This is a genomic window from Pseudomonas veronii (assembly GCF_002028325.1).
GTDB lineage: Bacteria > Pseudomonadota > Gammaproteobacteria > Pseudomonadales > Pseudomonadaceae > Aquipseudomonas > Aquipseudomonas veronii.
Window position 1 is genome coordinate 5,579,704 of record NZ_CP018420.1, and the last position, 26,131, is coordinate 5,605,834.

The following is a 26,131-nucleotide window of genomic DNA, read 5'->3' on the forward strand; positions in this document are numbered from 1 at the left end:
CGCAAGGTCGGCCGTGGAAAACAGCCGCACAACCGCGGCTTTCAATTAATGGCCCATCGACTTATCGAAGGGCCATGATCGTCAAAGGTTCGACGATGCTGGTTTATTTGGCACTCAGCGCCAGTTTGGCAACTTGCGGTGCCGGCTGATAGCCCGGAATCACCTGGCCGTCAGCCAAAACGATGGCCGGTGTACCGTTTACACCAATGGACTGGCCCAGGGCGAACTGCTTGGAAACCGGATTGGCGCACTTGGCCGCTTTGATTTCCTTGCCGTCGACCATCTTGTCCATCGCCGCTTTCTTGTCGGCCGAGCACCAGACCGCCTGCAACTGCTCGTCGCCCGGCGAACCGAGGCCCTGACGCGGGAACGCGACATAGCGCACTTCCACACCGAGCTTGTTCAGCGCCGGCACTTCGGCGTGCAGCTTGTGGCAGTACGGGCAGGTGGTGTCGGTGAACACGGTGATGTGCGTCTTGGTCTCGCCGATGGCCGGGTAGACCACGGTTTCTGCAACCGGAATGCCGTTGATCAGCTTGGACACGCCCAGGCGCTCGGCTTTCTCGGTCAGGTTGACCGGCTTACCGTCCTTCAACTGGAACAGGTAGCCCTGGACAATGTACTGGCCGTCGGCACTGGCATACAACACGCGGCTGCCCTTGAGCTTGACTTCGTACAGACCGGCCATCGGGCTGGCACTGATGCTTTCGATCGGTGTGTCGAGTTGCAGGTTGGCCAGGCTCTTGCGAATAGTCTGCTCGGCAGCGTCATCGGCGACGGCAAAGGTGGAAACCAACGCAATGGCTGCGGCGGCAATAATCTGGGTCAAGCGCATGGGAACTCCTGAAGGCAGATGCAGGGACGGGTGTGTCGAACACCGATCTGGAAACACGGCACTGTAATCACAAGTCACGCCGTCCCCTTTGCTAACCGGCAAAGCCTACCACAGTTGGGCCGCAGGGCAGCCCGTGGCGGGATAATTTGGCGGTTTTCAGCCTCGCGGATGGTGCTTGGCGTGCATATCCTGCAAGCGCGCCCGTGCCACATGGGTGTAGATCTGGGTTGTGGATAAGTCACTGTGGCCAAGGAGCATTTGCACCACGCGCAAATCCGCGCCGTGGTTGAGCAAATGCGTGGCAAATGCATGGCGCAGAGTATGCGGCGACAGGCTCTTGCCGATCCCCGCCACCTTGGCCTGGTGCTTGATGCGATGCCAGAAAGTCTGGCGGGTCATCTGCTCACCGCGCTGGCTGGGGAACAGCACATCGCTGGGGCGCCCACCGAGCAGTTCGCCGCGCGCATCGCGCATGTAGCGCTCGACCCACACAATCGCTTCTTCCCCCATCGGCACCAGCCGCTCCTTGCTGCCCTTGCCCATCACCCGCAGCACGCCCTGGCGCAGGTTGACTTGCTCGAGGGTCAGGCTGATCAGCTCGGTCACCCGCAGGCCGCAGGCGTACAGCACTTCGAGCATGGCACGGTCGCGCTGGCCGATGGCTTCGCTCAAGTCCGGGGCGGCGAGCAAGGCGTCAACATCGGCTTCCGACAAGGACTTGGGCAATGGCCGACCCAATTGCGGCATGTCGACCTGTAACGTCGGGTCGAGGGTAATGAGCTTTTCCCGCAGCAGGTAGCGATAAAAGCCACGCACACCGGAAAGGAAGCGCGCTGTGGAGCGCGGCTTGTAGTTCTGCTCCAGGCGCCAGGCCAGGTGATCGAGGATCAACTCACGGCCGGCATTGATCAGCTCGAGGTTTTTTTCCTGCAGCCAGCCGTTGAACAGCGCCAGGTCGCTGCGGTAGGCCTGGCGAGTGTTGTCCGACAGGCCTTTTTCCAGCCAGAGGGCGTCGAGGAAGCGGTCAATCAGAGGATGGTCGATGGCGGGCATGGGGGCTCAGGCAGATGACGGTGGTGTCTGGTAGATCCTATCGCAGGCAAGTCGGCTCCCACATTGGATTTGTGTCGCGCATCGATTTTATGACCACTAATGATCAAGTGTGCAAGCTGGCCCGCCTGCGATAGGCGCGCCGCCGACCCGCCCCCGTCAATAAATCCCAGGCACAAAAAAAGCAGCCCGCAGGCTGCTTTTTTTCTGCATCGGGAAGCTGGACTTAAGCCAGTTTTTCCTTGATGCGAGCTGCTTTACCGGACAGGTCACGCAGGTAGTACAGCTTGGCTTTACGCACGTCACCGCGACGCTTAACAGCCATGCTGTCGATTTGCGGGCTGTAGGTCTGGAAAGTACGCTCTACGCCAACACCGTTGGAGATTTTACGAACAGTGAAAGCACTGTTCACACCACGGTTACGCTTGGCGATTACCACGCCTTCGAACGCTTGCAGACGCGAACGGTCGCCTTCCTTCACTTTCACCTGAACGACAATGGTGTCGCCCGGGGCAAAGGTAGGGATCTCTTTGGTCATCTGCTCTGCTTCGAGTGCAAGGATGATTTTGTTAGTCATGCTGTGCTCCTAAGGTAAGTCAATGGACCTACCATCGATACGTTGTTAACTATCGTCCCGCGCGAGGATGTATTCCTCGAGCAGCTTCTTCTCTTCTCCAGAAAGCGAGCGGCTTTCCAGAAGATCGGCGCGTCGTTCATAGGTCCGACCAAGGGACTGCTGTAAACGCCAACGCCGGATGTGTGCGTGATTGCCACTTAGCAATACGTCGGGAACACGCTGATCCGCATACACCTCCGGTCGGGTGTAGTGCGGGCAATCCAGCAAACCATCCGTGAAGGAATCTTCCTCCGCGGAGTCCGCATGCCCTAAAGCTCCAGGCAGCAGTCGTGTAACCGCATCTATCAGGACCATCGCCGGCAGCTCACCGCCAGACAGGACATAGTCCCCAATCGACCACTCTTCATCGACATGAGCTTCAATGAAACGCTCGTCAATGCCTTCATAGCGACCGGCAATCAGGATCAGTGCTTCCTCATTCGCCAGTTCGCGTACCGCCGCCTGTTTCAGCTGACGGCCTTGAGGGGACAGGTAAATTACCTTCGCCTTCTCCCCGGCGGCAGCCTTGGCCTGAGCCAACGCGTCTTCCAGGGGCTTGATCTTCATCACCATGCCCGGGCCACCGCCAAATGGGCGATCGTCCACAGTGTGATGTCGATCCGTCGTGTAGTCTCGCGGGTTCCAACAGGTGAGCTGCAAGAGCCCCTGTTTCACCGCCCGACTGGTGATGCCGTACTCGCTGATGGCGGAGAACATCTCGGGAAACAAACTGATCACTTCAATGCGCAAATTAGCCACGCTTAGAAGTCCGCGTCCCATTCCACCTTCATCTCGCCCGCGGCCAGGTCGACGGCCAACACGCATTGCTCGGTATAGGGCAACAGGCGTTCGCGATCATCCAGGCTGCCAGCGCAAGGCTTGACCACCATTACATCATTGGCGCCGGTTTCCAGAAGATGATCGATTTTCCCGAGCAATTGCCCGAGTTGATCAATAACCTTCAGACCTTCCAGCTGGTACCAGTAGTACTCGCCGTCGGTCAATTCAGGGAACAGGTTGCGCGGCACGCAGATCTCATAACCGGCCAGAAGACGAGCTTCTTCACGATCATCAAGACCCTTGAGCTTTGCGACCAGGAACTTATCGTTCCCGCGTCCACTGACCAGCTCGACCTGTTTCACATTCCCCTCGCGCTTGAGCGTCCAGGTTTTGTACTGCAACAGGTTTTCAGTCGGATCAGTAAAGGAATACACCTTCACTTCGCCGCGAACGCCATGAACAGAGTAAATCTTGCCGATAACGATCAAATCATCAGCAACAGCTGGCGTCGCGTTCATATTGCTCAGGCTGCGGCCTTAGCCGAGTCCTTCAACAACTTGGCAACACGCTCGGAAGGCTGTGCACCAACGCTCAGCCAGTAGGCTACGCGCTCTTGGTTCACGGACAGACGAACTTCTTGACCACGAGCAACAGGGTTGAAGAAACCAACCTGTTCCTTGTGCGAACCGTCACGCGGGTTGCGGCTGTCGGTTACGGTCAAGTGGTAAAACGGGCGCTTTTTGGAGCCGCCAAGGGCAAGACGGATTGTTAGCATGTGAACATCGTTCCTGTAGTCGGTGCTGCAAATCTAAATGCACAGCGGGCATAGGTGCCCGAAAGGCCGCATATTCTAAGGAATATCCGGACTTTTGCAAATGTCTTTTTCTGGCGCCTATCAGCGTGCCATTCAGATCTGCTATAGAGCCGTCGGTTAAAACGGCAAGTCAGCTCCCGCCAGACGGCGGGTTTGCTGGAGATCCCACATCCCTGTGGGGCGGAGCAGGAGCACGCCCCCGCTCGAATACTTTACATTTTCGGCATGCCGCCGCCGGGCAACATACCGCCCATGCCGCGCATCATCTTGGCCATTCCGCCCTTGGCGGAGAATTTCTTCATCATCTTCTGCATCTGCTTGTGCTGCTTGATCAAGCGACCGATGTCCTGCACCTGGGTGCCGGAGCCCATGGCGATCCGACGCTTGCGCGAACCGCTGATCAGCTCAGGGTCGCGGCGCTCGGCCGGGGTCATGGAGTTGATGATGGCTTCCATCTGCTTGAACTGCTTCTCTGCCGCGCCCTGGGCATTGCCCATTTGCGCCAGGTTCACACCGCCGATGTTCGGCAGCTTGTCCATCAGGCCGCCGAGGCCGCCCATGTTCTTCATTTGTTGCAACTGATCGCGGAAGTCTTCGAGGTCGAAGCCCTTGCCCTTCTTCAGTTTCTTGGCCAGTTTATCGGCCTTGTCCTTGTCGAGCGTCGCTTCGGCCTGCTCGATCAGGCTGAGTACGTCGCCCATGCCGAGGATACGCGAAGCGATACGCTCAGGGTGGAACGGTTCGAGCGCGTCGCTCTTCTCGCCCATACCGATGAATTTGATCGGCTTGCCGGTGATGGCGCGCACCGACAGCGCGGCACCGCCACGGGCGTCGCCGTCGACCTTGGTCAGAATCACGCCGGTCAGCGGCAGTGCGTCACCAAAGGCCTTGGCGGTGTTGGCCGCATCCTGGCCGGTCATGGCGTCGACCACGAACAGCGTCTCGACCGGGTTGATCGCGGCATGCAGCGCCTTGATCTCGCCCATCATCTCTTCGTCGATGTGCAGGCGACCGGCGGTATCGACGATGACCACGTCGATGAACTTCAGCCTGGCTTCTTTGATCGCCGCATTGGCGATGTCGACCGGCTTCTGGCTCAGGTCGGACGGGAAGAAGGTCACGCCCACTTCGCCCGCGAGCATTTCCAGCTGCTTGATGGCCGCCGGACGGTACACGTCGGCCGACACCACCATCACGGTTTTTTTCTTGCGCTCTTTAAGGAAGCGCGCCAGCTTGCCGGCGGTGGTGGTCTTACCCGCACCTTGCAGACCGGCCATCAGCACGACGGCCGGCGGCACGGCGCTGAGGTTCAGGTCTTCGTTGGCCGCGCCCATCAGGCTTTCGAGCTCGGCCTGGACGATCTTCACAAAAGCCTGGCCCGGCGTCAGGCTGCGGGACACTTCGGTGCCGACCGCGCGCTCCTTGACCGAGTTGACGAAGTCCTTGACCACAGGCAAGGCCACGTCGGCTTCCAGCAACGCCATGCGTACTTCACGCAGGGTGTCTTTGATATTGTCCTCGGTCAGCTTGGCCTTGCCGGTTACATGGCGCAGCGTCTGCGAGAGACGGTCAGTCAAGTTTTCAAACATGCGCAATCCTTTCAGGCCCTATGGTAGACCGAGGTAATGGCGGCCCAGGCTGTGATAAATCGCTATTAAAAACAGCGCTCGGCGAGCCTGCGGCGTGGGCAGGTCGCGGATTATAGCGAAGACTGCGCCCATGCACACCCGCTGTCTGGCCCTGAAGTCTTTCGTGGAACGCAGGTGTATGCCAAACTCAGCGCCTTTCGGGCTTGCCTAACAGGATTTATGCTCCCTTTGTCACCCAGTTTGCTACCCAGTCTCGCCGCCGCCTTTTTATATGCCGCTGCGACCCTCTACCAGGGCACTCGCCTGGCGCAAGGCGCCAAGGCCGACACTCGCCTGCTGGCAGGCCTTGGCGTCCTCGCCCTGCTGGCCCATGCCGCGAGCCTGTTCACCCACTTGATGACGCCGGTCGGCCTGGGCCTGGATTTTTTCAGCGCCGCCAGCCTGATCGCCGCCGCAGTGATCGCCCTCACGCTGATCGCCTGCGCACGCATCCCGGTGGAAAACCTGCTGGTGCTGCTATTCCCCCTGGGCATGCTGACGGTGCTGCTGGCGCAATTCGCCCCCACCGGCACGGTGCAGGTGATCGACGAAGAGCCGGGCATCCTTGCGCATATCCTGCTGTCGATCCTGGCCTACGGCATGTTCACCATCGCGGTGTTCCAGGCGTTGCTCCTGCTCGTGCAGGACCATCAGCTCAAGCACAAGCATCCGTCGGGCCTGATCAAGAACTTCCCGCCGCTGCAAACCATGGAAAGCCTGCTGTTCAGCTTCCTGTGGGCCGGCTGGACGCTGCTGTCGCTGTCGCTGATCTCTGGCTGGCTGTTCGTCGAGAACCTGTTCGCCCAGCACCTGGTGCATAAAACCCTGCTGGCGTGCCTGGCGTGGGTGGTGTTCAGTGTGCTGCTGTGGGGCCGCAACCGCCTTGGCTGGCGCGGGCACAAGGCGATCCGCTGGACCCTGGCCGGTTTCTGCCTGCTGATGCTGGCCTATTTCGGCAGCAAGCTGGTTCGCGAATACATCCTGCATATCTGACGGGCAGCGATCATGGACAACTTGCCCTTAGGGCCGATGCTCGCGGTAATCGCCTTGCTGATTTTGTGGGCGGCGCTGTTTACCGCCATCGAAGCCGCACAACAGCACCTGCTGGCCCTGCGCCCCGGTACCCGCCAGGGCGACAAAGCCGCCGCCCGTCTGCACTTCCCGCGCCACAGCATGATCCTCTGCAACACCCTGTGCCGTGCTGGCGTGGTGATCCTTTGCACCCTGCTGGCGATCTACGCCTGGGCGCAAAACGGCGCGTGGCTGGGCTGGCTGGTCTCCTGCTCGATCCTGCTGGTGCTGGCCGATTACCTGCCGCGCGCCCTGGCCACCCGCCATCCGCAAGCGGTGCTGGGCTTCGGCAATGCCCTGCTGGGCGTGCCGCTGAAAATTATCTACCCCCTCGCCTGGCTGCTCAATGGCATCAGCCTGCTGTTGCTGCGCCCCTTTGCCCGCCCGCCGGGCATGGTGAAAAAAAGCGACGACCCGCAGCCCGACCATGATGACGAACCCGAGCCAGAGGGAGATGAACGTCGCACGCCCGGCATGCCCGGTATCCACGCGCTGGACAACATCACCGTCAACGACATCCTGGTGCCGCGCAGCGAAGTGGACGGCATCAACCTGGACGACTCGCTCGACGCGATCCTTGAGCAACTGCGCAACTCCCAGCGCACCCGCCTGCCGGTGTTCCACAGCGACATCAACCAGGTCGAAGCCGTGCTCAACACCCGGCTGATCCAGCACCTGCTACCGGATGCCAGCCTGACCAAGGAGACCTTGCTCGAGGCCTGCTACGAACCCTACTTCGTCCCGGAAAGCACGCCCCTGCAACTGCAACTGCTGAACTTCCACAAGCAACAGCGGCGCCTGGGCATGGTGGTGGACGAGTATGGCGAAGTGCTGGGCATCGTCACCCTGGAAGACATTCTCGAAGAAATCGTCGGCGAATTCGAAAGCGAACAGAGTGCCGACAACCCGCATATCGAAGCGCAACCGGACGGCCGCTACATCGTCGACGGCACCGCCTCGATCCGCGAATTGAACAAGAGCCTGGCCTGGCACCTGCCCAGCGACGGGCCCAAGACCCTCAACGGCCTGGTGACCGAAGCGCTGGAAACCATTCCCGATTGCGCGGTGTGCCTGAAGATCGGCCGCTACCGCCTGGAAATCCTCGAGACCGAAGACAACCGCGTGAGCAAGGTGCTGATCTGGCACACCAGCCGCGTGCCGGTTGCCACGTAGCCTCGCCGACGGAACACACTGATCCACTGTGTGCAGACGATCAGATTTTCCCCCTTGTTGGATGCGCAACCCCCTTCCTATAATCGGGTCGGCTTACCCAAGCCGCGCCCGACCGCGTGCTATCCGCACGGACCGCGTCCAGGCACTGCCTTGCCCTGTACGACCGGTGTCCGCTCTCATCCCGAGCCGCTCCGCCCACAACCCTGATCCATGGGTGTTCGACCAATAATAATCCGCGTCCAAACGCGCACTGCCCCTCAGGGATACCGCCATGAGCACCACCTATAACGAGGCTGCGACCGCCGCCCCGACCAACTCGACCGCCCGCGTCGCCACCGCCAGCATCGTCGGCACGGCCATCGAGTTCTACGACTTCTATATCTATGCCACTGCGGCCGCGCTGGTGATCGGCCCGGTGTTCTTCCCGCAGACCTCCGGCACGGCGCAGATGCTCGCGTCGTTCCTGACCTTCGGCATCGCGTTCATCGCCCGCCCGCTGGGTTCGGCGCTGTTCGGCCACTTTGGCGACCGTATCGGCCGCAAATCGACGCTGGTGGCTTCGCTGCTGCTGATGGGGGTGTGTACCACGCTGATCGGCTTGCTGCCGGGGTATGACAGCATCGGCGCCTGGGCACCGATTCTGTTGTGCGTGCTGCGTTTCGGCCAAGGCCTGGGGCTGGGCGGGGAATGGGGCGGTGCGGCGCTGCTCGCCACCGAGAACGCGCCGAAGGGCAAACGCGCGTGGTTCGGCATGTTCCCGCAACTCGGTCCTTCGATTGGCTTCCTGGCGGCCAACGGCCTGTTCCTGATCCTGGCCATGAACCTGAACGACGAGCAGTTCCGCAGTTGGGGCTGGCGCATCCCGTTCATCCTCAGCGCGGCGCTGGTGATGGTCGGCCTGTATGCGCGGCTGAAGCTGCATGAAACCCCGGTATTCGCCAGTGCGGTAGCGAAGGAAGCACCGGTAAAAGTGCCGTTGGTGGAACTGTTCAGCCAGCATTGGCTGCCGGTGCTGCTGGGTGCCGCGTCGATGGTGGTGTGTTATGCGCTGTTCTATATCACCACGGCGTTTTCCCTGAGCTACGGCGTTTCGACCCTGGGCTACAGCCGCGAGACATTCCTCGGCTTGCTGTGTTTTGCCGTGTTGTTCATGGGCCTGGCGACGCCGCTGGCAGCCTTGGCCAGCGATCGATTCGGGCGCAAGCCGGTGCTGATTGTCGGTGCGCTGCTGGCGATTCTGTCGGGGTTCACCATGGAGCCGTTGCTGACCCACGGTTCGACCTGGGCCGTGGCGCTGTTCCTGGCCCTGGAGCTGTTCCTGATGGGTGTGACCTTCGCCCCAATGGGCGCGCTGCTGCCGGAACTGTTCCCGACCCGCGTGCGTTATACCGGCGCTTCGGCGGCGTATAACCTGGGTGGGATCGTCGGTGCGTCGGCGGCACCGTTCTTCGCGACCAAGCTGGTGGCGATGGGCGGGCTGAGTTATGTCGGCGGGTATGTGTCGGCGGCAGCGTTGCTGAGCTTGATTGCGGTGCTGTGCTTGAAAGAGACGCGGGATAACGATTTGAACAAGGTTGCCTGATAGATCGCTATCGGGGGCAAGCCCCCTCCCACATTTTGACCGCATTCCTACAGATTAAACGCGGTTAAGTGTGGGAGGGGGCTTGCCCCCGATAGGCACGACGCGGTTTAGAGCTCTACAACAACCGCCTGAGCCGCACGGGTCGCCTTGGCGCGAGCCGCTTCAATCGACTCATCCCGCGCCAACGCCACGCCCATGCGGCGCTGGCCGTTGACTTCCGGCTTACCGAACAGACGCAACGCCGTGTCCGGCTCGCTCAGGGCCGCGCCGAGGTTGGCGAAAGCGGTCTGGGTCGATTGCCCTTCCACCAGGATCACCGCCGACGCCGAAGGCCCGAACTGACGGATCAATGGGATCGGCAGGCCCAGGATGGCGCGCGCGTGCAGGGCGAACTGCGACAAGTCCTGGGAAATCAAGGTGACCAGGCCGGTGTCATGCGGGCGTGGCGACACTTCGCTGAACCACACCTGATCGCCCTTGATGAACAACTCCACGCCAAACAGGCCGCGGCCGCCCAGGGATTCCGTGACGGCCTTGGCCACGCGCTCGGATTCCGCCAGGGCAATCGGGCTCATGGCCTGAGGCTGCCAGGATTCCTGGTAATCGCCTTTCTCCTGACGGTGGCCGACCGGCGCACAGAAGGTCGTGCCGCCGATGTGGCGCACGGTCAGCAGGGTGATTTCGTAGTCGAAGTCGATAAAGCCTTCGATGATCACCCGGCCCTTGCCGGCACGCCCGCCTTCCTGAGCGTAATCCCAGGCTTTCTGCACGTCGTCGGCACTGCGCAGCAGGCTCTGGCCCTTGCCCGACGAACTCATCACCGGCTTGACCACACACGGGAAGCCCAGGTCTTGCACGGCCTTGCTGTAGTCTTCGAAGGTATCGGCGAAGTGGTACGGCGAGGTCGGCAGGTCCAGCTCTTCGGCGGCCAGGCGCCGGATGCCTTCGCGGTTCATGGTCAGCGACGCGGCGCGCGCGGTCGGGATCACGGTGAAGCCTTCGGCCTCCAGCTCCACCAGGGTGGCGGTGGCGATGGCTTCGATTTCCGGCACGATGAAGTGCGGTTTTTCCGCCTCGATCACCGCACGCAGGGCCGCGCCGTCGAGCATGTTGATCACATGGCTGCGATGAGCCACCTGCATCGCCGGCGCGTTGGCGTAGCGATCCACGGCAATCACTTCAACGCCCAGGCGTTGCAGTTCGATTACCACTTCCTTGCCCAGCTCACCGCAGCCACACAGCAAAACGCGGGTCGCGGTTGGCGACAATGGAGTTCCGATTCGGGTCATCTCAGGTCCTCAGGGGAGCGGATCATGGGGAGAAAGGCCGGCATTTTACATGAACTGCACAGATTGGCTTCAGTTGGCGACGGCACGTTTGCGGATACGCCAGGCCATGATCAGCCAGACCGCCGTGACCCCGGCGAATTTCGACGCCAGCGCGGTGCCCACCACGGCAGGCGTAAGCGCGCCGATCAAGCCGAAAAAGATAAAGGTATCGAGGGGAATGCTCAGCGCCGAACTTATCCACAGGCGATCGTGGAGCGGGCGCTTGGTGATGCTGAACACCAGCCAGTCAATGCACTCGGATACCGCGAACGCAGTGGCGCTGGCCAGCGCGATGGACGGGTCGGAGGTGATATACGACAGCGCCAGCGCCGCCAGCATGGCAAGGATCGCGCCGTGGCCGAAGCGGGTTTGCACCATGTCGCGCAGGATAAACACCAGGCCGCCCCAGGCGGACCAGATCACATCCAGGTGCGGCGCGGTGGAGAAGGCGAAGTTGATCAGCACGACGCTGCTGATGTAGGCGATCAGGAAGAACATGGGGGGATGGACCTGTGGGTAATGCCGCACAGGGTACACAATTACAGGGATGTCGTCTGGGATGGCGCCATCGGGGGCAAGCCCCCTCCCACATTTTGACCGCGTTCCTACAGTTTAAACGCGGTCGAATGTGGGAGGGGGCTTGCCCCCGATAGCGATGATTCAGCCAACGGATTTACCGGACGCCATAAACACCAACCCACCCGCCAGCGCCCGCTCATGACACAACCCCAACACCACCCGACGCTCGGCGTTGTCCATGCGGCTCCAACGCGTGATTTCTTCCACGGTACGCTGGCAGCCGGTGCAAATGTCGTCGTCATCCAGCGCGCAAATGCTCACGCACGGCGAGGCGACGGGGCGCTCTGGCGGCTTCATTCTTCCTGCTCGACCAGATCCCGCGCATAACGCTGGGCGTTATGCACATAGTGCGCAGCGCTGGCCTCGAGCATCTTCTTCTGCGCGTCAGTCAATTCGCGCACGACTTTGCCCGGCGAGCCCATGACCAGCGAGCCATCGGGAATCTCCTTACCTTCGCCGATCAGCGAATTGGCGCCGATGATGCAGTGCTTGCCGATCTTCGCGCCGTTGAGGATCACCGCGTTGATGCCGATCAGGCTGTAGTCGCCGACGGTGCAGCCATGCAGCATGGCGTTATGGCCGATGGTCACGCCGGTGCCCAGGGTCAGCGGGTAACCCATGTCGGTGTGCATCACGCTGCCGTCCTGCACATTGCTGTTCTTGCCGATCAGGATCAGTTCGTTGTCGCCACGCAACACCGCGTTGAACCAGACATTGGCGCCCTCCTCCAGCTTGACCTTGCCCACCAGCGTGGCATTCGGCGCCACCCAGCTGTGTGGGTGCGTCTCGACGCGGGCGTCGCCCAGGCGGTATTTCATGATATGTCCTCACGACTGGCCATTTAAACGATGGCTTATAGATGGATGAAGCTCTTGGGCGGCTGGTGCAGGCTGATGTTGGCATCGTCATAGAGCAAATTGATCAGCTCGACGATCATGATTGCCGTCAGCCCCCAGATCTTGTATTCGCCGAACCGATAGCTCGGCACGTACCAACTGCGGCCCTGGTAATCGATGCGGTGCGTATGTTCGCGCGGGTCCTGGCGGAAAAACTCCAGGGGCACGCTGAAGACGGCGGCGATTTCGGCGTCGTTGGCCAGGTAGTCGACGTAGTCCGGGATGACGCCAACGTAGGGCGTGACCCGAATGCCATGCAGGGAAATCAGCGGGCTCAACGGGCCGATTACCTCGACCAGGCCAGGCGGCAGGCCGATTTCTTCTTCGGCTTCGCGCAGGGCGGTGAAGATCAGGTCCGGGTCTTCGGGGTCGCGACGCCCGCCGGGAAAGGCCACTTCGCCACCATGGGTCGACAGGCCGCTGGCGCGCAGGGTCAGGATCAGCTCAGGTTCGTCACTGCGGGTAATCGGCACCAGCACGGCGGCCTCGGGGAAACGCCCGTCGGTCTCAAGCCGTTGCGGTGTGTGATTGCTTACCCGGCGAAGTAGCTCGTCCAGCATGAGTCATCTCGGTCTGTTGGCTACTTTGCATCATGCACCAAAGCGCGCGGGCGCCCAACCCCAAAACCGAAGGGCTGTCGCGAAACGACAACTTGCAGGGCCCTGCCGCTCACGCCAAGATAGGCAGACTTTCCAGGAACCCCAGCATGAATTTCTGCAGCCAGTGCGGTAAACCGGTCACCCAACGCATTCCCGAAGGCGACGCACGCCTGCGTTTTGTATGCGATCACTGTCATACCATTCACTACCAGAACCCCAATATCGTCGCCGGCACCGTGCCGGTGTGGGGCGATCAAGTGTTGTTGTGTCGCCGCGCCATCGAGCCCCGCCTGGGTTACTGGACCCTGCCCGCCGGTTTCATGGAGAACGGCGAGACCGTGGAACAGGCCGCCATGCGCGAGACCATGGAAGAAGCCTGCGCCCATGTACGCAACCTGAGCCTCTACACCCTGATCGACGTGCCGCATATCAGCCAGGTGCATGTGTTCTACCGCGCCGAGCTGATTGACCTGAACTTCGCCGCTGGCCCCGAAAGCCTGGAAGTGCGACTGTTCGACGAGGCCGATATCCCTTGGTCCGAGCTGGCTTTCCGCACAGTCGGGCGTACCTTAGAATACTTCTTCGCCGACCGTCGCCTACGGTCGTTCCCGGTGCGCAACGAAGCTGTGCCGCCGCTGTCCCAGCCCGCCCAATAACAAACCGGCAGATCGTCGTCCAAGGGAAATCGTTTTAATGCGTTGGTTGCTTGCTTTGCTCTGCCTGTCGTTCGCCACGTTGTCCTCAGCCACCACCCTGGAAACCCTGGGCGGCAAAACGGTCGAGAAAATTCTGGTCCTCAAGTCCGCCCATCAGTTGCAGTTGATCAACGACGGCAAACCCCTCAAGACCTACCGTATCTCCCTGGGCAAAAACCCCAAGGGCACCAAGCTGATCGAGGGCGACCGTCGCACGCCGGAAGGCTTGTATTGGATCGACTGGCGCAAAACCAGCGACCGCTACAACCTGTCCATGCACATCTCCTACCCCAATATCAGCGATTCGGCCCGTGCCCGCCGCCAAGGCGTGAACCCCGGCAGCATGATCATGATCCACGGCACGCCCGACACCGCGGAGTACCCGGAGCAGTGGTTTCACACCCTGGACTGGACCGACGGCTGCATCGGCATGCGTAACGTCGACATGCGCGAAGTCTGGAACCTGGTCAAGGACGGCACCCTGGTCGAGATCCGCCCGTAACCTTCGCCCCTCGGTCAATTAACTAAAAAAAGTTTCCTGCCCTCGGCAGCGCCTGCCGGTGAATACCAATTCACCCCGCAGGCTGCGCAGCTCTGCGCGCCTTAAAGACCTCTCTAATACCACTTGATACCAGACACCGTTAATGCGCCCTGAAACCAGGAGCCGAAGCGTTTTGGCAGCATTGACATGGTATTTAAGTGGTATTAGTTTCCGGCCAATACCGGGCGACAACACACTAATAACCGCATCGGAAACCTGACAGATGAACCCCATCCTGACGCTGCGTCCCGACGACAAGCAATCCACGCCGCTGTACCTGCAACTGGCCCGCAACCTGGAAGCGGCGATCCACGCCGGCCAATGGAAATCCGAACAGGCCCTGCCGTCGGAACGCGCCCTCAGCGAGCAGTTGAGCATCTCGCGCGTCACCGCCCGCAAGGCGCTGGAAGTCTTGTTTGCCCAAGGCCTGATCCGTCGCAGCCAAGGCTCCGGCACCTTTATCACGCCACGCCTGGAACAACCGCTGTCGCGCCTGTCGGGCTTCAGCGAGATGCTGCGACTCAAGGGGTTTGTGCCCAGCTCCCAGTGGCTGGAACGCGACATCAGCGCGCCGACCCACGAAGAGCTGATCCGCCTGGGCCTGTCGCCGACCGACAAAGTGGCGCGGCTCAAGCGTCTGCGCAAGGCGGACGACACGGTGATGGCCATCGAAATGACCACCATGCCCGCCGCGGTGCTGCCGCACCCGCAAGCCATCGGCCAGTCCCTCTACGAGTACCTCGAAGGCATCGGCAAACCCATCGTGCGCGCCCTGCAGCATATCCAGGCGATCAATGCCTCGGACGAGTTCGCCGCGCTGGTCGGCATCGCCCCCGGCACCGCCATGCTGTTGATGACCCGTGTCGGCTACACCGCCGACAACACACCGATCGAAATCACCGACACCTACTGCCGCAACGACTACTACGACTTTGTCGCCGAGCTGCGTCGATAGGCCTTTGCCGCGTACCGCGGCCTTAGAGAACTGCCCATGTCCGAAGACAATATCCTCACACCCCATGGCTGGATTCGCGGCCGCCTGGTGCATGAACACGGCAAGGTGATCGCCATTGAAGGCGCACCTTGCGACCCGGCCGACAACGATCTGCCCTACCTGCTGCCGGGTTTTATCGACCTGCACGTCCACGGCGGTGGCGGCAAAGACATCATGGAAGGTGCCGACGCCTTCGAAACCATCACCCGCACCCACGTGCGCTTTGGCACCACGTCGCTGCTGGCCACCACCATGACCGCGCCGGTGGATGAAATCTCCAGCGTGCTCGGCCAGCTCGGCAGCTTCTGCGCGCAACGCCCGAGCGGCAGCGCCCGGGTCCTCGGCGTACACCTGGAAGGGCCCTACATCAATCCGGGCAAACTCGGCGCGCAACCCAACTTCGCCCACACCGCATTGATGGAAGAAGTGGAAGCCTACCTGCGCCTGGCGCCGATCCGGGTGATCACCATCGCCCCGGAAATCGCCGGGCATGACCGCCTGATCCGCGCCCTCAGTACACGCGGCGTGCGTATGCAGATCGGCCACACCCTGGGCAGCTATGAAGAAGGTGTCGCCGCCCTCGCCGCCGGCGCCACCAGCTTCACGCATTTGTATAACGCCATGAGCCCGCTGCATCACCGCGAGCCCGGCATCGTCGGCGCGGCGCTGGCCCACGCGCAGTACGCGGAATTGATCCCGGATTTGCTCCACGTACACCCCGGCGCCATGCGCGTGGCCCTGCGCGCGATCCCATGCCTGTACTGCGTCACCGATTCCACCGCCGCCGCCGGCATGCCCGACGGCGAATACAAGCTGGGCAGCCACACCGTGACCAAATGCCTGGGCGGCGTGCGCCTGGCCGACGGCACCCTGGCTGGCAGCACCCTGACCATGGATCAGGCGCTGCGCAACCTGGTGAAGATCGGCCTGCCCATCAGCGAAGCCTCACAACGCCTGTCGCAATTTCCGGCGGACTACCTGGGCCTGGAACAATGCGGCCGCCTGCAACCCGGCAGCTTTGCCGACTGCGTGCGCCTGGACCGCTCCCTGCACCTCACCGACGTCATGGTCGAAGGAGAAACCATTGTCTTCAAAAATGCTTGAAGAGGCCCTCGCCTCCAGCGACGCGGTCGCGGCGCAGCTGCAACGCCTGGCCCCGCGCCTGCAAGACATCGCCGAGCGCCTGCGCCGTCAGCCGCCGCACGTGGCGATGACTGTCGCTCGCGGCAGTTCCGACCACGCCGCGAGCTACTTCGCCTACCTGGCCATGCAGCACGTGGGCATTCCGGTGGCGTCGTTGCCGATGTCGGTGGTGACCCTGCTGCACGCGCCGTTGAAGGTCAGCGGCCAGGTCGCATTCGGCTTCTCTCAGTCGGGCCAGAGCCCGGACCTGGTCGACAGCCTGCGCCTGCTGCGCCAACGCGGCGCCTTGAGCATCTCGCTGGTGAATGCCGAAGACTCGCCCCTGGAAGCCGCCTGCGAATTCCACGTGCCGCTGTGCGCCGGGCCGGAACTCAGCGTGGCCGCGACCAAGAGCTTTATCGCGACCCTCAGCGCCAGCGCGCTGTTGATCGGCCACTGGAACCAGGAAACCGACCTGCTGCACGCCTGCCGTGCGTTGCCCGATGGCCTGCGCGAGGCGGCCAAACAGGATTGGACAAACGCCATCGACGCCCTGCGCGACTGCCAGCAGTTGATGGTCATCGGCCGTGGCGCTGGTTTTGCCATCGCCCAGGAAGCCGCGCTCAAGCTCAAGGAAACCTCGGCGATCCAGGCCGAAGCCTTCAGCAGCGCCGAGGTGCGTCATGGGCCGATGGCCTTGATCGACGACAACTACCCGCTGCTGATATTCGCCCCACGCGGTGCCGAGCAAGCCGGCCTGTTGAGCCTGGCCGCCGATATGCGCCAACGCGGTGCCCGCGTGTTGCTGGCGGCGCCGGACGATATCGCCGAACGCGACCTGCCGCTGAGCCGCGCCGAACACCCGAGCCTGGACCCGATCCTGGCCATCCAGAGTTTCTATGTCATGGCCGCCGGCCTGGCGCTCGCCCGTGGCATGAACCCGGACCAGCCGCGCCACCTGAGCAAAGTGACCCGCACCCACTGAGTGGCGTGCCGCGATTTCCTGATGAGTACCGTGCCCATGTCCAACAACAATAATGCATTGACCCTCGGCGCCCCCCTCAGCGGGCCGGTGCTGGCCCTGGGCAACGTCCCCGACGAAGTATTCGCCAGCGGCGCCATGGGTGACGGCCTGGCCATCGATCCGCTGAACGATAGCCTGTACGCACCGTGCGACGGCGAGATCATCCATGTCGCGCGCACCGGGCATGCGCTGACGCTTCGCGCGCAGAACGGCGCCGAGCTGTTGATGCATGTGGGCATCGACACCGTAGAGTTGAACGGCGAAGGGTTCGCCCTGCTGGTGAAGAACGGTGCGCAGGTGAGCAAGGGCCAGGCGCTGATACAGTTCGATCTGGACCGGATTGCGCGCCAGTGCAAAAGCCTGGTCAGCCTGATCATTCTCACCAACAGCGAGCGCTTCGAACTGACACCGCTGCCGCAGCGCTCAGTCAAACACGGTGAACCGCTGGCGCGCGTGGCGCTGCGTTCCGGCGCCGCGCTGCAAACCGCTGTGGATAACTCCGTCGCGCAAGCCAGCGCCAACGTGCGGATCACCCATCGCGGCGGCTTGCATGCGCGTCCGGCGGCATTGATCCGCAAGACCGCACAAGCGTTCAGCAGCCAGACGCAGTTGCATTTCGCCGGCAAGTCGGCGGCGTGCGACAGCTTGATCGGCCTGATGGGGCTGGGCATCGGTGAGGGCGATGAGGTGCGTGTCACCTGTCGCGGCAAGGATTGTGCGGCGGCGTTACAGGCGCTGGTCGCCGCGCTGTCTGTCGCCATCGGCGAAGAACCTCACACGCCGATGGCGGCCGCTCCACGCCGCGCGAACACCGAGGTCGGTGTGTTGCAAGGTGTCTGTGCGGCACCGGGCCTGGTGTGCGGGCCGCTGTTCCGCCTGAGCACGATCGAGTTGCCGGCCGATACCGGCAACCACTGCGCCGACGAACAGTTGCAACGGCTGGACGCGGCCCTTGAGCAAGTGCGCGGCGAAATCCGCACCACCCTGGACCTCGCCCGCCAACGCCGAAATGCCGAAGAAGAAGACATCTTCGCCGCCCACCTCGCCTTGCTGGAAGACCCCGCCCTGCTGGACACCGCCACCCGCACCATCGAGCACGGCAGCGCCGCGACCCACGCCTGGCGCGATGCGATCCAGGCGCAATGCGCGGTGTTGCTGGGCCTGGGCAAGCCGTTGCTGGCCGAGCGCTCCAACGACCTGCGCGACCTGCAACAACGGGTACTGCGCGTGCTGCTCGGCGAAGCGTGGCACGTCGAGTTGCCTGCCGGGGCGATTGTCAGCGCCCACGAGCTGACGCCGTCGGACCTGCTGCAACTGAGCGCGCAACACGCCGCCGGCCTTTGCATGGCCGAGGGCGGCGCCACCTCCCATGTCGCGATCCTGGCCCGCGGGAAAGGCTTGCCGTGCGTGGTGGCATTGGGCGCCGAAGTGCTCGATGTGCCCCAAGGCCAACGCGTGGTGCTCGACGCGGCCAATGGTCGCCTGGAGCTGACACCCAGCGCGGCGCGCCACGCCGAAGTCGAGCGGATTCGCGACACGCAGAACCTGCGTCGCCAGGAACAACAGACCCAGGCCCGACTGCCAGCGAACACCCGCGATGGCATGACCATCGAAGTCGCCGCCAATGTCGCCTCCAGCGCCGAGGCCCAGGTGGCGTTTGAAAACGGCGCCGATGGCATCGGCCTGCTGCGCACCGAGTTCCTCTTCGTCGACCGCCGCACCGCGCCGGATGAACAGGAACAGCGCCAGGCCTATCAAGCCGTGCTGGATGCGATGGGCGACAAGTCGGTGATCATCCGCACCATCGACGTGGGCGGCGACAAACAGCTCGACTACCTGCCGCTGCCGGTCGAGGCCAACCCGGTGCTGGGCCTGCGCGGCATTCGCCTGGCCCAGGTGCGTCCCGACGTGCTCGACCAGCAACTGCGCGCACTGCTGCAAGTCAGCCCGCTGGCGCGCTGCCGCATCCTGCTGCCGATGGTCAGCGAAGTCGACGAACTGCTGCAGATCCGCCAACGCCTGGATGAACTGTGCGTCGAGCTGCAACTGACCCAACGCCCGGAACTGGGGGTGATGATCGAAGTGCCCGCCGCCGCGCTGATGGCCGAACAACTGGCCAGGCATGCCGACTTCCTGTCCATCGGCACCAATGACCTGTCCCAGTACACCCTGGCCATGGACCGCGACCACGCCGGCCTCGCCGCGCGGGTCGATGCGCTGCACCCGGCGCTGCTGCGGCTGATCGCCCAGACCTGCACGGGCGCGGCCAAACACGGGCGTTGGGTCGGCGTGTGCGGCGCCTTGGCATCCGACCCGCTGGCGACGCCGGTGTTGGTCGGGCTGGGGGTCAGCGAGCTGTCGGTCAGCCCGCCGCAGATCGGCGAAATCAAGGACCGCGTCCGCCACCTGGACGCGGCGCAATGCCGGCAACTGAGCCTGGGCCTGCTCGACCTGAGCAGCGCCAAGGCGGTACGCCAAGCCTGTCAACACCACTGGCCGCTGAGCTGACAACAACAAGAAAAGGGAGACACGCCATGTACCAACACCTTATCGAAGGCCTGCAACGCCTGGGCCGTGCGCTGATGCTGCCGATCGCGATCCTGCCGATCGCCGGCCTGCTGCTGCGCCTGGGCGACACCGACCTGCTCAACATCGCGGTGATGCACGACGCCGGGCAGGCGATCTTCGCCAACCTTGCGCTGATCTTCGCCATCGGCATCGCCGTGGGCTTTGCCCGCGACAATAACGGCACGGCCGGTTTGGCCGGGGCCATCGGCTACCTGGTGATGATCTCGACGCTCAAGGTGATGGACTCGACCATCAACATGGGCATGCTCGCCGGGATCGCCAGCGGCCTGATGGCGGGCGGGCTGTATAACCGCTTCAAGGACATCAAGCTGCCGGAGTACCTGGCGTTCTTCGGCGGGCGGCGATTCGTGCCGATTGTCACCGGGTTCAGCGCGGTCGGCCTGGGCGTGATCTTTGGCCTGATCTGGCCGCCGATCCAGCACGGCATCAACAGCTTCGGCGTGTTGCTGATGGAAAGCGGCAGCCTGGGGGCCTTCGTGTTTGGCGTGTTCAACCGCCTGCTGATCGTCACCGGCCTGCACCATATCCTCAACAACATGGCGTGGTTCGTGTTCGGCAGCTTTACCGACCCGGTGACCGGCGCGGTGGTGACCGGCGACCTGACCCGCTACTTCGCCGGTGACCCGAAAGGTGGCCAGTTCATGACCGGTATGTTCCCGGTGATGCTGTTCGGCCTGCCCGCCGCGTGCCTGGCGATGTACCGCAACGCCCTGCCGGAACGACGCAAAGTGATGGGCGGGATTTTCCTGTCGATGGCGCTGACCTCGTTCCTGACCGGCGTGACCGAGCCGATCGAATTCGCCTTCATGTTCCTCGCGCCGTTCCTGTACCTGCTGCACGCGCTGCTGACCGGGCTGTCGATGGCGGTCACCAACCTGCTGGATATCCACCTCGGGTTTACTTTTTCCGGCGGCTTTATCGACATGGTGCTGGGTTGGGGCAAGTCCACCAACGGTTGGCTGGTCGTACCGGTCGGCCTGGCTTATGCGGCGATTTACTACAGCGTGTTCAGCTACTGCATCCGCCGCTTCAACCTGAAGACACCGGGCCGCGAAGATATCCCGGTAGCGCAGGCCGAAGCGATGAGCGATAACCAGCGCGCCACGGCTTACATCCACGCGCTGGGAGGGGCGGACAACCTGCTCAGCGTCGGGGCTTGCACCACGCGCCTGCGCCTGGACATGGTCGACCGCAACAAAGCGGTGGATGCACAGTTGAAAGCCCTCGGCGCGATGGCCGTGGTGCGGCCGGGCAACGGCGGCAGTTTGCAGGTGGTGGTCGGGCCGATGGCCGACAGCATTGCCGATGAGATTCGCCTGGCGATGCCAGCGTTTGTGGCCGGCCCGCCGGTGGATAAACCGGTCGCGGTCAATGTGCAGGAAGCCGAGCAATGGTTGAGTGCATTGGGCGGCCGGGGGAATGTGCGCCAGCTGGAAGCGGTGGCGATGACCCGGTTGCGGGTGGAGTTGGGGGATGATTCGGTGGTGTCCGAGGCTCAACTGACGGCGCTTGGTTGCCAAGGCATCAGCCAACTTGATAGCGGTGTTTGGCACCTGCTGATTGGTGACAAGGCCTCGGGCTTGAGTGAGGTATTGGAGCGACTGGTCAGCGGCCATGAGGTCGGCGCCAGGGTTTAAGAGAGGTAGTGGTTGTTCTGGCCTCATCGCGGGCAAGCCCCCTCCCACATTTGACCGAGTTCCAACGCTGGAATGCGGGTAAATGTGGGAGCGGGCTTGCCCGCGATGAGGCCCTTACAGCCAACAAAAAACCCACTGACCAAACTGGCCCAGCGGGTTTCTCGTTCACGCAATCAACGAATCAGAAATCCGCCAACCGCCACACCTCATACGCCGGTGTCTCATAGGGATGGCTCTGCTTCAACGCAGCCACAACAGCCACGATCAGCTCATCCGCCACCACCAGCTCAACCTTCCACTCTTCAACCACTTCAACCTGGCCGACTTGCCCGAGAAACGGCTGGCTGCCGTCCAACGCGCGGAATTGGCCCTGGCCCAGCACTTGCCAGGCGCAGCTGTCGTAGTCGCCGATGCGCCCGCCGCCGGCTGCGAAGACGGCGGCTTTCACCGCCTCCACATGACTGCCGGGCACGAAGAAGCTGAGCTTGTACACCGCCTTAGTTCACCCACACGCGCGCGTTGCGGAACATCCGCATCCACGCGCCGTCTTCGTTCCACTCTTCCGGGCGCCACGAGTTCTGCACGGCGCGGAATACACGCTCCGGGTGCGGCATCATGATGGTGACGCGACCGTCGCGGCTGGTAAGGCCGGTGATCCCGCGCGGCGAGCCGTTCGGGTTGGCCGGGTAGCTTTCGGTGACCTTGCCGTGGTTGTCGACGAAACGCATGGCGACGCAACCGGACACATCGGCTTCGAGCAAGGCTTCTTCGCTGGCGAACTCGGCATGGCCTTCACCGTGGGCGATGGCGATTGGCATACGCGAACCGGCCATGCCTTGCAGGAAGATCGAGTTGGACTCCTGCACCTGCACCATGGCGACACGGGCTTCGAACTGCTCGGAACGGTTACGCACGAAGTGCGGCCAGAACTCGCTGCCCGGGATCAGTTCGTGGAGGTTGGACATCATCTGGCAACCGTTGCACACACCCAGGGTGAAGCTGTCGTTGCGTTCGAAGAAGCCCTGGAACGCGTCGCGGGCACGGCTGTTGAACAGGGCCGACTTGGCCCAGCCTTCACCGGCACCCAGCACGTCGCCGTAGGAGAAACCGCCGCAGGCCACCAGGCCTTTGAACTCGTTGAGGTCGACGCGACCGGCGAGGATGTCGCTCATGTGTACATCGATCGCATTGAAGCCGGCGCGGTCGAACGCGGCCGCCATTTCCACCTGGCCGTTGACGCCCTGCTCGCGCAGTACGGCAACCTGTGGGCGAATGCCTTTCTTGATGTACGGCGCGGCGATGTCCTGGTTGACGTCGAAGCTGAGCTTGGTGCTCAGGCCCGGGTTGTCTTCTTCCAGGATCACGTCGAATTCCTGCTCGGCGCAGTCGGCGTTATCGCGCAGGCGCTGGATCTGGTAGCTGGTCTCGGCCCACTGGCGTTGCAGCAGACGGCGCTGGCCTTCGAACACGGTGTCGCCGTTGAAGACGATGTCGATCTGACCGTTGTTGATCGGCTGGCCGATCACGGCCACGCAATCGCCCAGGCCGGCGGCGCTGAACTGTGCCAATACGTTTGGCGTCGCGTCCTGGCGCACCTGGATCACCGCACCCAGCTCTTCGTTGAACAGGATGCCGTTGAGTTCAGAGGCGTCCTCGGCAACGCTGTCGAGCACCAGGTTCAAGCCGCAGTGACCAGCGAAGGCCATCTCGACCACGCTGGTCAACAGACCACCGTCGGACCGGTCGTGGTAGGCCAGCAGGTGGCCGTCGGCGTTGAGGCCCTGGATCACGGCGAAGAAGGCTTTCAGGTCTTCGGCGTCATCGACGTCCGGCGCGTGTTTGCCGAGCTTGCCATGGGTTTGCGCGAGGATCGAGGCGCCCATGCGGTTCTGGCCACGGCCCAGGTCGATCAGGATCAGATCGGTGGTGCCCTTGTCCATGCGCAGTTGCGGGGTCAGGGTCTGGCGGATGTCGGTGACCGGCGCGAAACCGGTGACGATCAACGACAGTGGCGAGGTGACGCTCTTGTCCACGCCTTCGTCGTTCCAGCGGGTGGCCATGGACATGGAGTCCTTGCCCACCGGAATGGTGATCCCCAGTTCAGGGCACAGCTCCATGCCGACAGCCTTGACGGTGTCGTACAGGCGCGCGTCTTCGCCGGGGTGACCGGCAGCAGACATCCAGTTGGCCGACAACTTGATGTCGGACAGCTTGCCGATACGGGACGCGGCGATGTTGGTGAGGGTTTCACCAATGGCCATGCGGCCCGACGCCGGAGCGTCCAACAGGGCCAGCGGCGTGCGTTCGCCCATGGCCATGGCTTCACCGGTGTAGACGTCGAAGCTGGTGGCGGTGACGGCAACGTCGGCCACCGGCACTTGCCATGGGCCGACCATTTGGTCACGGGCAACCAGGCCGGTGATGGTGCGGTCGCCGATGGTGATCAGGAAACTTTTGCTCGCGACCGCCGGGTGGTGCAGCACGCGTTCGATGCTGTCGGCCAATTCCAGTGTGCTTGGGTCGAAGTCATCGCCCAGCTCGGTTTCACGTACCGCCGAGCGGTGCATGCGCGGGGCTTTGCCCAGCAGCACTTCGAGCGGCATGTCCACCGGGCTGTTGCCGAAGTGGCTGTCGGTGACCGTCAGTTGCGGCTCGGCAGTGGCTTCGCCGACCACGGCAAACGGGCAACGCTCGCGTTCGCAGATGGCCTGGAAGCGCGCGAAGTCTTCAGGACCGACGGCCAGGACGTAGCGTTCCTGGGACTCGTTGCTCCAGATTTCGTGCGGGGCCATGCCCGGCTCGTCGTTTGGAATGTTGCGCAGTTCGAAACGGCCGCCACGCTCGCCATCGTTGACCAGTTCCGGGAAGGCGTTGGACAAACCGCCGGCGCCGACGTCGTGGATGAAGCTGATCGGGTTCTTGTCACCCAACTGCCAGCAACGGTCGATGACTTCCTGGCAGCGACGCTCCATCTCTGGGTTTTCGCGCTGTACCGAAGCGAAGTCCAGGTCTGCCGAGCTGGTGCCGGTGGCCATGGAGGAAGCCGCGCCGCCGCCCAGGCCGATCAGCATCGCCGGGCCGCCGAGCACGATCAGCTTGGAGCCGACCAGGATCTCGCCTTTCTTGACGTGTTCTTCACGGATGTTGCCCATGCCGCCGGCCAACATGATCGGCTTGTGGTAACCGCGCACTTCGTCGCCACGCGGGGTGGTGATGGACTGTTCGAAGGTACGGAAATAACCGGTCAGCGCCGGACGGCCGAATTCGTTGTTGAACGCGGCGCCGCCCAGCGGGCCTTCGATCATGATGTCCAGCGCGGTGACGATGCGCTCCGGCTTGCCGTAGGGCACTTCCCACGGCTGTTCGAAGCCCGGGATCTGCAGGTTGGACACGGTAAAACCGGTCAGCCCGGCCTTGGGCTTGGCGCCACGGCCGGTGGCACCTTCGTCGCGGATCTCGCCGCCGGAACCGGTGGCTGCGCCCGGGAACGGGGCAATCGCGGTCGGGTGGTTGTGGGTCTCGACTTTCATCAGGATGTGTACCGGTTCCTGCACCGCGCCGTACTGGCGGGTTTCAGGGTCCGGGAAGAAACGGCCGGCGACGCTGCCGACGATGACCGAAGCGTTGTCCTTATAAGCCGACAGAACGCCTTCGCTGTGCATCACGTAGGTGTTCTTGATCATGCCGAACAGGCTTTTTTCCTGGCTTTCGCCGTCAATGTCCCAACTGGCGTTGAAGATCTTGTGACGGCAGTGCTCGGAGTTGGCCTGGGCGAACATCATCAGTTCGATGTCGTGCGGGTTGCGCTTCAAGCCGTTGAAGGCGTTGACCAGATAATCGATCTCGTCTTCGGCCAGGGCCAGGCCCAGCTCGGTGTTGGCCTTCGCGAGGGCGGCGCGGCCACCGCCGAGCACGTCAATCGCGGTCAGCGGCTTGGGCTCGGCGTGGCTGAACAGAGCACCGGCCTGTTCCAGCTGGCTGACGATGATCTGGGTCATGCGGTCGTGCAGGCTGCCGGCGATCAGCTCGGCTTCGGCCTCGCTGAACTGGCCCGCGACATAGAAGGCAATACCGCGTTCCAGGCGCTGGATTTTTTCCAGGCCGCAGTTGCGGGCGATATCGCTGGCCTTGCTCGACCAGGGCGAGATGGTGCCGAACCGCGGCAGAACCAGGAACAAGCGGCCAGTCGGCTCTTGAACGGGAACGCTTGGGCCGTACTTCAGAAGGCGTGCCAGCACTTGCTGTTCGTCGGCGGTCAAGACGCCGGTCACGTCGGCGAAATGAGCAAATTCAGCATACAGGCCTGTAACAGCTGGAACCTTCTGGCTCAGTTGCTCAAGGAGTTTGCTGTGGCGAAAGGCAGAAAGGGCAGGAGCGCCGCGCAGGATCAACATCTTCGGGACAGCCTCGGGAAGGGGTGTGCTTTGAGGCCGTGCATTCTAACGTAAACCGTCGTCAACGGCACCCGAAACACTAACGCTGGCCGCTGCCGAACGTCAGTTGGCTGGGTTTGCACGGTGCCGGGGCGTTATCCGGGGCGGCGGGCACAGTTATTTTAACCGTCACAATCGCTCTCCA

24 protein-coding genes are annotated in these 26,131 nt (G+C 62.8%); 10 read left to right on the plus strand and 14 right to left on the minus strand.

Translation table 11 applies throughout. The annotated features are described in order from the left end of the window. Nucleotides 1-103 precede the first annotated feature (103 nt). The 7 genes from PverR02_RS25500 to ffh form a co-directional block, all read right to left on the minus strand. Complete coding sequence (locus PverR02_RS25500) at nt 104-835, minus strand: thioredoxin fold domain-containing protein (RefSeq protein WP_003175893.1); 732 nt, start codon at nt 833-835, stop codon at nt 104-106. Between the two features lie 156 nt (nt 836-991). Then, nucleotides 992-1,888, minus strand: coding sequence for a site-specific tyrosine recombinase XerD (gene xerD / locus PverR02_RS25505; protein ID WP_079444621.1), 897 nt, complete (start codon nt 1,886-1,888; stop codon nt 992-994). A gap of 223 nt (nt 1,889-2,111) precedes the next feature. Beyond that, nucleotides 2,112-2,462 (minus strand): 50S ribosomal protein L19, encoded by a 351-nt coding sequence (rplS, locus tag PverR02_RS25510; RefSeq protein ID WP_003175895.1) that lies wholly within the window; start codon nt 2,460-2,462, stop codon nt 2,112-2,114. A 45-nt stretch (nt 2,463-2,507) separates the two neighbouring features. Continuing rightward, complete coding sequence (trmD, locus tag PverR02_RS25515; RefSeq protein ID WP_169864091.1) at nt 2,508-3,281, minus strand: tRNA (guanosine(37)-N1)-methyltransferase TrmD; 774 nt, start codon at nt 3,279-3,281, stop codon at nt 2,508-2,510. After that, nucleotides 3,263-3,799: a ribosome maturation factor RimM gene (rimM, locus tag PverR02_RS25520; protein ID WP_008014731.1), complete on the minus strand. Its 537-nt coding sequence runs from the start codon at nt 3,797-3,799 to the stop codon at nt 3,263-3,265. The genes trmD and rimM overlap by 19 nt, the downstream gene beginning before the upstream one ends. A gap of 5 nt (nt 3,800-3,804) precedes the next feature. After that, nucleotides 3,805-4,056 (minus strand): 30S ribosomal protein S16, encoded by a 252-nt coding sequence (gene rpsP, locus PverR02_RS25525; protein ID WP_003175899.1) that lies wholly within the window; start codon nt 4,054-4,056, stop codon nt 3,805-3,807. Between the two features lie 251 nt (nt 4,057-4,307). After that, on the minus strand, nt 4,308-5,684 hold the full coding sequence (gene ffh, locus PverR02_RS25530) for a signal recognition particle protein (RefSeq protein WP_017846136.1): 1,377 nt from the start codon (nt 5,682-5,684) through the stop codon (nt 4,308-4,310). 219 nt (nt 5,685-5,903) lie between these two features. On the opposite strand from ffh, the gene PverR02_RS25535 reads away from it, so the two are divergent. The 3 genes from PverR02_RS25535 to PverR02_RS25545 all read left to right on the plus strand — a co-directional run bounded on the left by PverR02_RS25535 (nt 5,904) and on the right by PverR02_RS25545 (nt 9,549). Continuing rightward, nucleotides 5,904-6,716: a cytochrome C assembly family protein gene (locus PverR02_RS25535; protein WP_026139922.1), complete on the plus strand. Its 813-nt coding sequence runs from the start codon at nt 5,904-5,906 to the stop codon at nt 6,714-6,716. A 12-nt stretch (nt 6,717-6,728) separates the two neighbouring features. Continuing rightward, nucleotides 6,729-7,967 carry a transporter associated domain-containing protein gene (locus PverR02_RS25540; protein ID WP_046382198.1) on the plus strand — a complete coding sequence of 413 codons (1,239 nt, stop codon included), beginning with the start codon at nt 6,729-6,731 and terminating at the stop codon, nt 7,965-7,967. Nucleotides 7,968-8,238: 271 nt separating this feature from the next. Continuing rightward, nucleotides 8,239-9,549, plus strand: coding sequence for an MFS transporter (locus tag PverR02_RS25545; RefSeq protein WP_017846139.1), 1,311 nt, complete (start codon nt 8,239-8,241; stop codon nt 9,547-9,549). 107 nt (nt 9,550-9,656) lie between these two features. Here the strand turns inward: PverR02_RS25545 and purT are convergent, their stop codons facing one another. From purT to PverR02_RS25570, 5 genes are all read right to left on the minus strand, one after another. Beyond that, nucleotides 9,657-10,838, minus strand: coding sequence for a formate-dependent phosphoribosylglycinamide formyltransferase (purT, locus tag PverR02_RS25550; RefSeq protein ID WP_026139924.1), 1,182 nt, complete (start codon nt 10,836-10,838; stop codon nt 9,657-9,659). Nucleotides 10,839-10,907: 69 nt separating this feature from the next. Beyond that, the gene (locus PverR02_RS25555; RefSeq protein ID WP_079444622.1) at nt 10,908-11,375 is read right to left on the minus strand and encodes a preQ0 transporter; all 468 of its coding nucleotides are present in this window, start codon (nt 11,373-11,375) and stop codon (nt 10,908-10,910) included. Nucleotides 11,376-11,537: 162 nt separating this feature from the next. Next, a complete protein-coding gene (locus PverR02_RS25560) occupies nt 11,538-11,753 on the minus strand; it encodes a DUF1289 domain-containing protein (RefSeq protein ID WP_046382197.1) in 216 nt (71 codons plus the stop codon). Then, nucleotides 11,750-12,274 carry a gamma carbonic anhydrase family protein gene (locus PverR02_RS25565; RefSeq protein ID WP_017846143.1) on the minus strand — a complete coding sequence of 175 codons (525 nt, stop codon included), beginning with the start codon at nt 12,272-12,274 and terminating at the stop codon, nt 11,750-11,752. Before PverR02_RS25565 ends, PverR02_RS25560 begins: the two co-directional genes overlap by 4 nt. A gap of 35 nt (nt 12,275-12,309) precedes the next feature. Next, nucleotides 12,310-12,912, minus strand: a complete 603-nt coding sequence (locus PverR02_RS25570) for a CoA pyrophosphatase (protein WP_017846144.1) — start codon at nt 12,910-12,912, stop codon at nt 12,310-12,312. Nucleotides 12,913-13,058: 146 nt separating this feature from the next. Between PverR02_RS25570 and PverR02_RS25575 the strand changes: the two genes are divergently transcribed. The 7 genes from PverR02_RS25575 (at nt 13,059) to nagE (ending at nt 21,553) form a co-directional block, all read left to right on the plus strand. Then, complete coding sequence (locus PverR02_RS25575; protein ID WP_017846145.1) at nt 13,059-13,607, plus strand: NUDIX hydrolase; 549 nt, start codon at nt 13,059-13,061, stop codon at nt 13,605-13,607. A 37-nt stretch (nt 13,608-13,644) separates the two neighbouring features. Next, nucleotides 13,645-14,148: a L,D-transpeptidase family protein gene (locus PverR02_RS25580; RefSeq protein ID WP_017846146.1), complete on the plus strand. Its 504-nt coding sequence runs from the start codon at nt 13,645-13,647 to the stop codon at nt 14,146-14,148. A 262-nt stretch (nt 14,149-14,410) separates the two neighbouring features. Further along, nucleotides 14,411-15,142 carry a GntR family transcriptional regulator gene (locus PverR02_RS25585; protein ID WP_017846147.1) on the plus strand — a complete coding sequence of 244 codons (732 nt, stop codon included), beginning with the start codon at nt 14,411-14,413 and terminating at the stop codon, nt 15,140-15,142. A 36-nt stretch (nt 15,143-15,178) separates the two neighbouring features. After that, complete coding sequence (nagA, locus tag PverR02_RS25590; RefSeq protein WP_079444623.1) at nt 15,179-16,285, plus strand: N-acetylglucosamine-6-phosphate deacetylase; 1,107 nt, start codon at nt 15,179-15,181, stop codon at nt 16,283-16,285. Continuing rightward, complete coding sequence (locus PverR02_RS25595; RefSeq protein WP_017846149.1) at nt 16,278-17,288, plus strand: SIS domain-containing protein; 1,011 nt, start codon at nt 16,278-16,280, stop codon at nt 17,286-17,288. The genes nagA and PverR02_RS25595 overlap by 8 nt, the downstream gene beginning before the upstream one ends. Nucleotides 17,289-17,324: 36 nt before the next feature. Further along, the gene (gene ptsP, locus PverR02_RS25600; protein ID WP_079444624.1) at nt 17,325-19,835 is read left to right on the plus strand and encodes a phosphoenolpyruvate--protein phosphotransferase; all 2,511 of its coding nucleotides are present in this window, start codon (nt 17,325-17,327) and stop codon (nt 19,833-19,835) included. 26 nt (nt 19,836-19,861) lie between these two features. Beyond that, nucleotides 19,862-21,553 (plus strand): N-acetylglucosamine-specific PTS transporter subunit IIBC, encoded by a 1,692-nt coding sequence (gene nagE, locus PverR02_RS25605; RefSeq protein WP_079444625.1) that lies wholly within the window; start codon nt 19,862-19,864, stop codon nt 21,551-21,553. Between the two features lie 181 nt (nt 21,554-21,734). Here nagE and PverR02_RS25610 read toward each other — a convergent pair whose 3' ends face one another. Both PverR02_RS25610 and purL read right to left on the minus strand, forming a co-directional pair. Continuing rightward, complete coding sequence (locus PverR02_RS25610; protein ID WP_046382193.1) at nt 21,735-22,046, minus strand: NGG1p interacting factor 3 protein, NIF3; 312 nt, start codon at nt 22,044-22,046, stop codon at nt 21,735-21,737. Nucleotides 22,047-22,050: 4 nt separating this feature from the next. Next, on the minus strand, nt 22,051-25,947 hold the full coding sequence (gene purL / locus PverR02_RS25615) for a phosphoribosylformylglycinamidine synthase (RefSeq protein WP_017846153.1): 3,897 nt from the start codon (nt 25,945-25,947) through the stop codon (nt 22,051-22,053). Between the last annotated feature and the right edge of the window lie 184 nt (nt 25,948-26,131).

Coding starts and splice junctions, on each gene's coding strand:
- PverR02_RS25580 (WP_017846146.1), top strand. CDS start 13,645: ATGCGTTGGTTGCTTGCTTTGCTCTGCCTGTCGTTCGCCACGTTGTCC.
- purT (WP_026139924.1), bottom strand. CDS start 10,838: ATGACCCGAATCGGAACTCCATTGTCGCCAACCGCGACCCGCGTTTTG.
- PverR02_RS25565 (WP_017846143.1), bottom strand. CDS start 12,274: ATGAAATACCGCCTGGGCGACGCCCGCGTCGAGACGCACCCACACAGC.
- ffh (WP_017846136.1), bottom strand. CDS start 5,684: ATGTTTGAAAACTTGACTGACCGTCTCTCGCAGACGCTGCGCCATGTA.
- rplS (WP_003175895.1), bottom strand. CDS start 2,462: ATGACTAACAAAATCATCCTTGCACTCGAAGCAGAGCAGATGACCAAA.
- PverR02_RS25540 (WP_046382198.1), top strand. CDS start 6,729: ATGGACAACTTGCCCTTAGGGCCGATGCTCGCGGTAATCGCCTTGCTG.
- nagA (WP_079444623.1), top strand. CDS start 15,179: ATGTCCGAAGACAATATCCTCACACCCCATGGCTGGATTCGCGGCCGC.
- PverR02_RS25545 (WP_017846139.1), top strand. CDS start 8,239: ATGAGCACCACCTATAACGAGGCTGCGACCGCCGCCCCGACCAACTCG.
- xerD (WP_079444621.1), bottom strand. CDS start 1,888: ATGCCCGCCATCGACCATCCTCTGATTGACCGCTTCCTCGACGCCCTC.
- PverR02_RS25535 (WP_026139922.1), top strand. CDS start 5,904: ATGCTCCCTTTGTCACCCAGTTTGCTACCCAGTCTCGCCGCCGCCTTT.
- trmD (WP_169864091.1), bottom strand. CDS start 3,281: ATGGGACGCGGACTTCTAAGCGTGGCTAATTTGCGCATTGAAGTGATC.
- PverR02_RS25560 (WP_046382197.1), bottom strand. CDS start 11,753: ATGAAGCCGCCAGAGCGCCCCGTCGCCTCGCCGTGCGTGAGCATTTGC.
- nagE (WP_079444625.1), top strand. CDS start 19,862: ATGTACCAACACCTTATCGAAGGCCTGCAACGCCTGGGCCGTGCGCTG.
- purL (WP_017846153.1), bottom strand. CDS start 25,947: ATGTTGATCCTGCGCGGCGCTCCTGCCCTTTCTGCCTTTCGCCACAGC.
- rimM (WP_008014731.1), bottom strand. CDS start 3,799: ATGAACGCGACGCCAGCTGTTGCTGATGATTTGATCGTTATCGGCAAG.
- rpsP (WP_003175899.1), bottom strand. CDS start 4,056: ATGCTAACAATCCGTCTTGCCCTTGGCGGCTCCAAAAAGCGCCCGTTT.
- PverR02_RS25585 (WP_017846147.1), top strand. CDS start 14,411: ATGAACCCCATCCTGACGCTGCGTCCCGACGACAAGCAATCCACGCCG.
- PverR02_RS25555 (WP_079444622.1), bottom strand. CDS start 11,375: ATGTTCTTCCTGATCGCCTACATCAGCAGCGTCGTGCTGATCAACTTC.
- PverR02_RS25595 (WP_017846149.1), top strand. CDS start 16,278: ATGCTTGAAGAGGCCCTCGCCTCCAGCGACGCGGTCGCGGCGCAGCTG.
- PverR02_RS25575 (WP_017846145.1), top strand. CDS start 13,059: ATGAATTTCTGCAGCCAGTGCGGTAAACCGGTCACCCAACGCATTCCC.
- PverR02_RS25500 (WP_003175893.1), bottom strand. CDS start 835: ATGCGCTTGACCCAGATTATTGCCGCCGCAGCCATTGCGTTGGTTTCC.
- PverR02_RS25570 (WP_017846144.1), bottom strand. CDS start 12,912: ATGCTGGACGAGCTACTTCGCCGGGTAAGCAATCACACACCGCAACGG.
- ptsP (WP_079444624.1), top strand. CDS start 17,325: ATGTCCAACAACAATAATGCATTGACCCTCGGCGCCCCCCTCAGCGGG.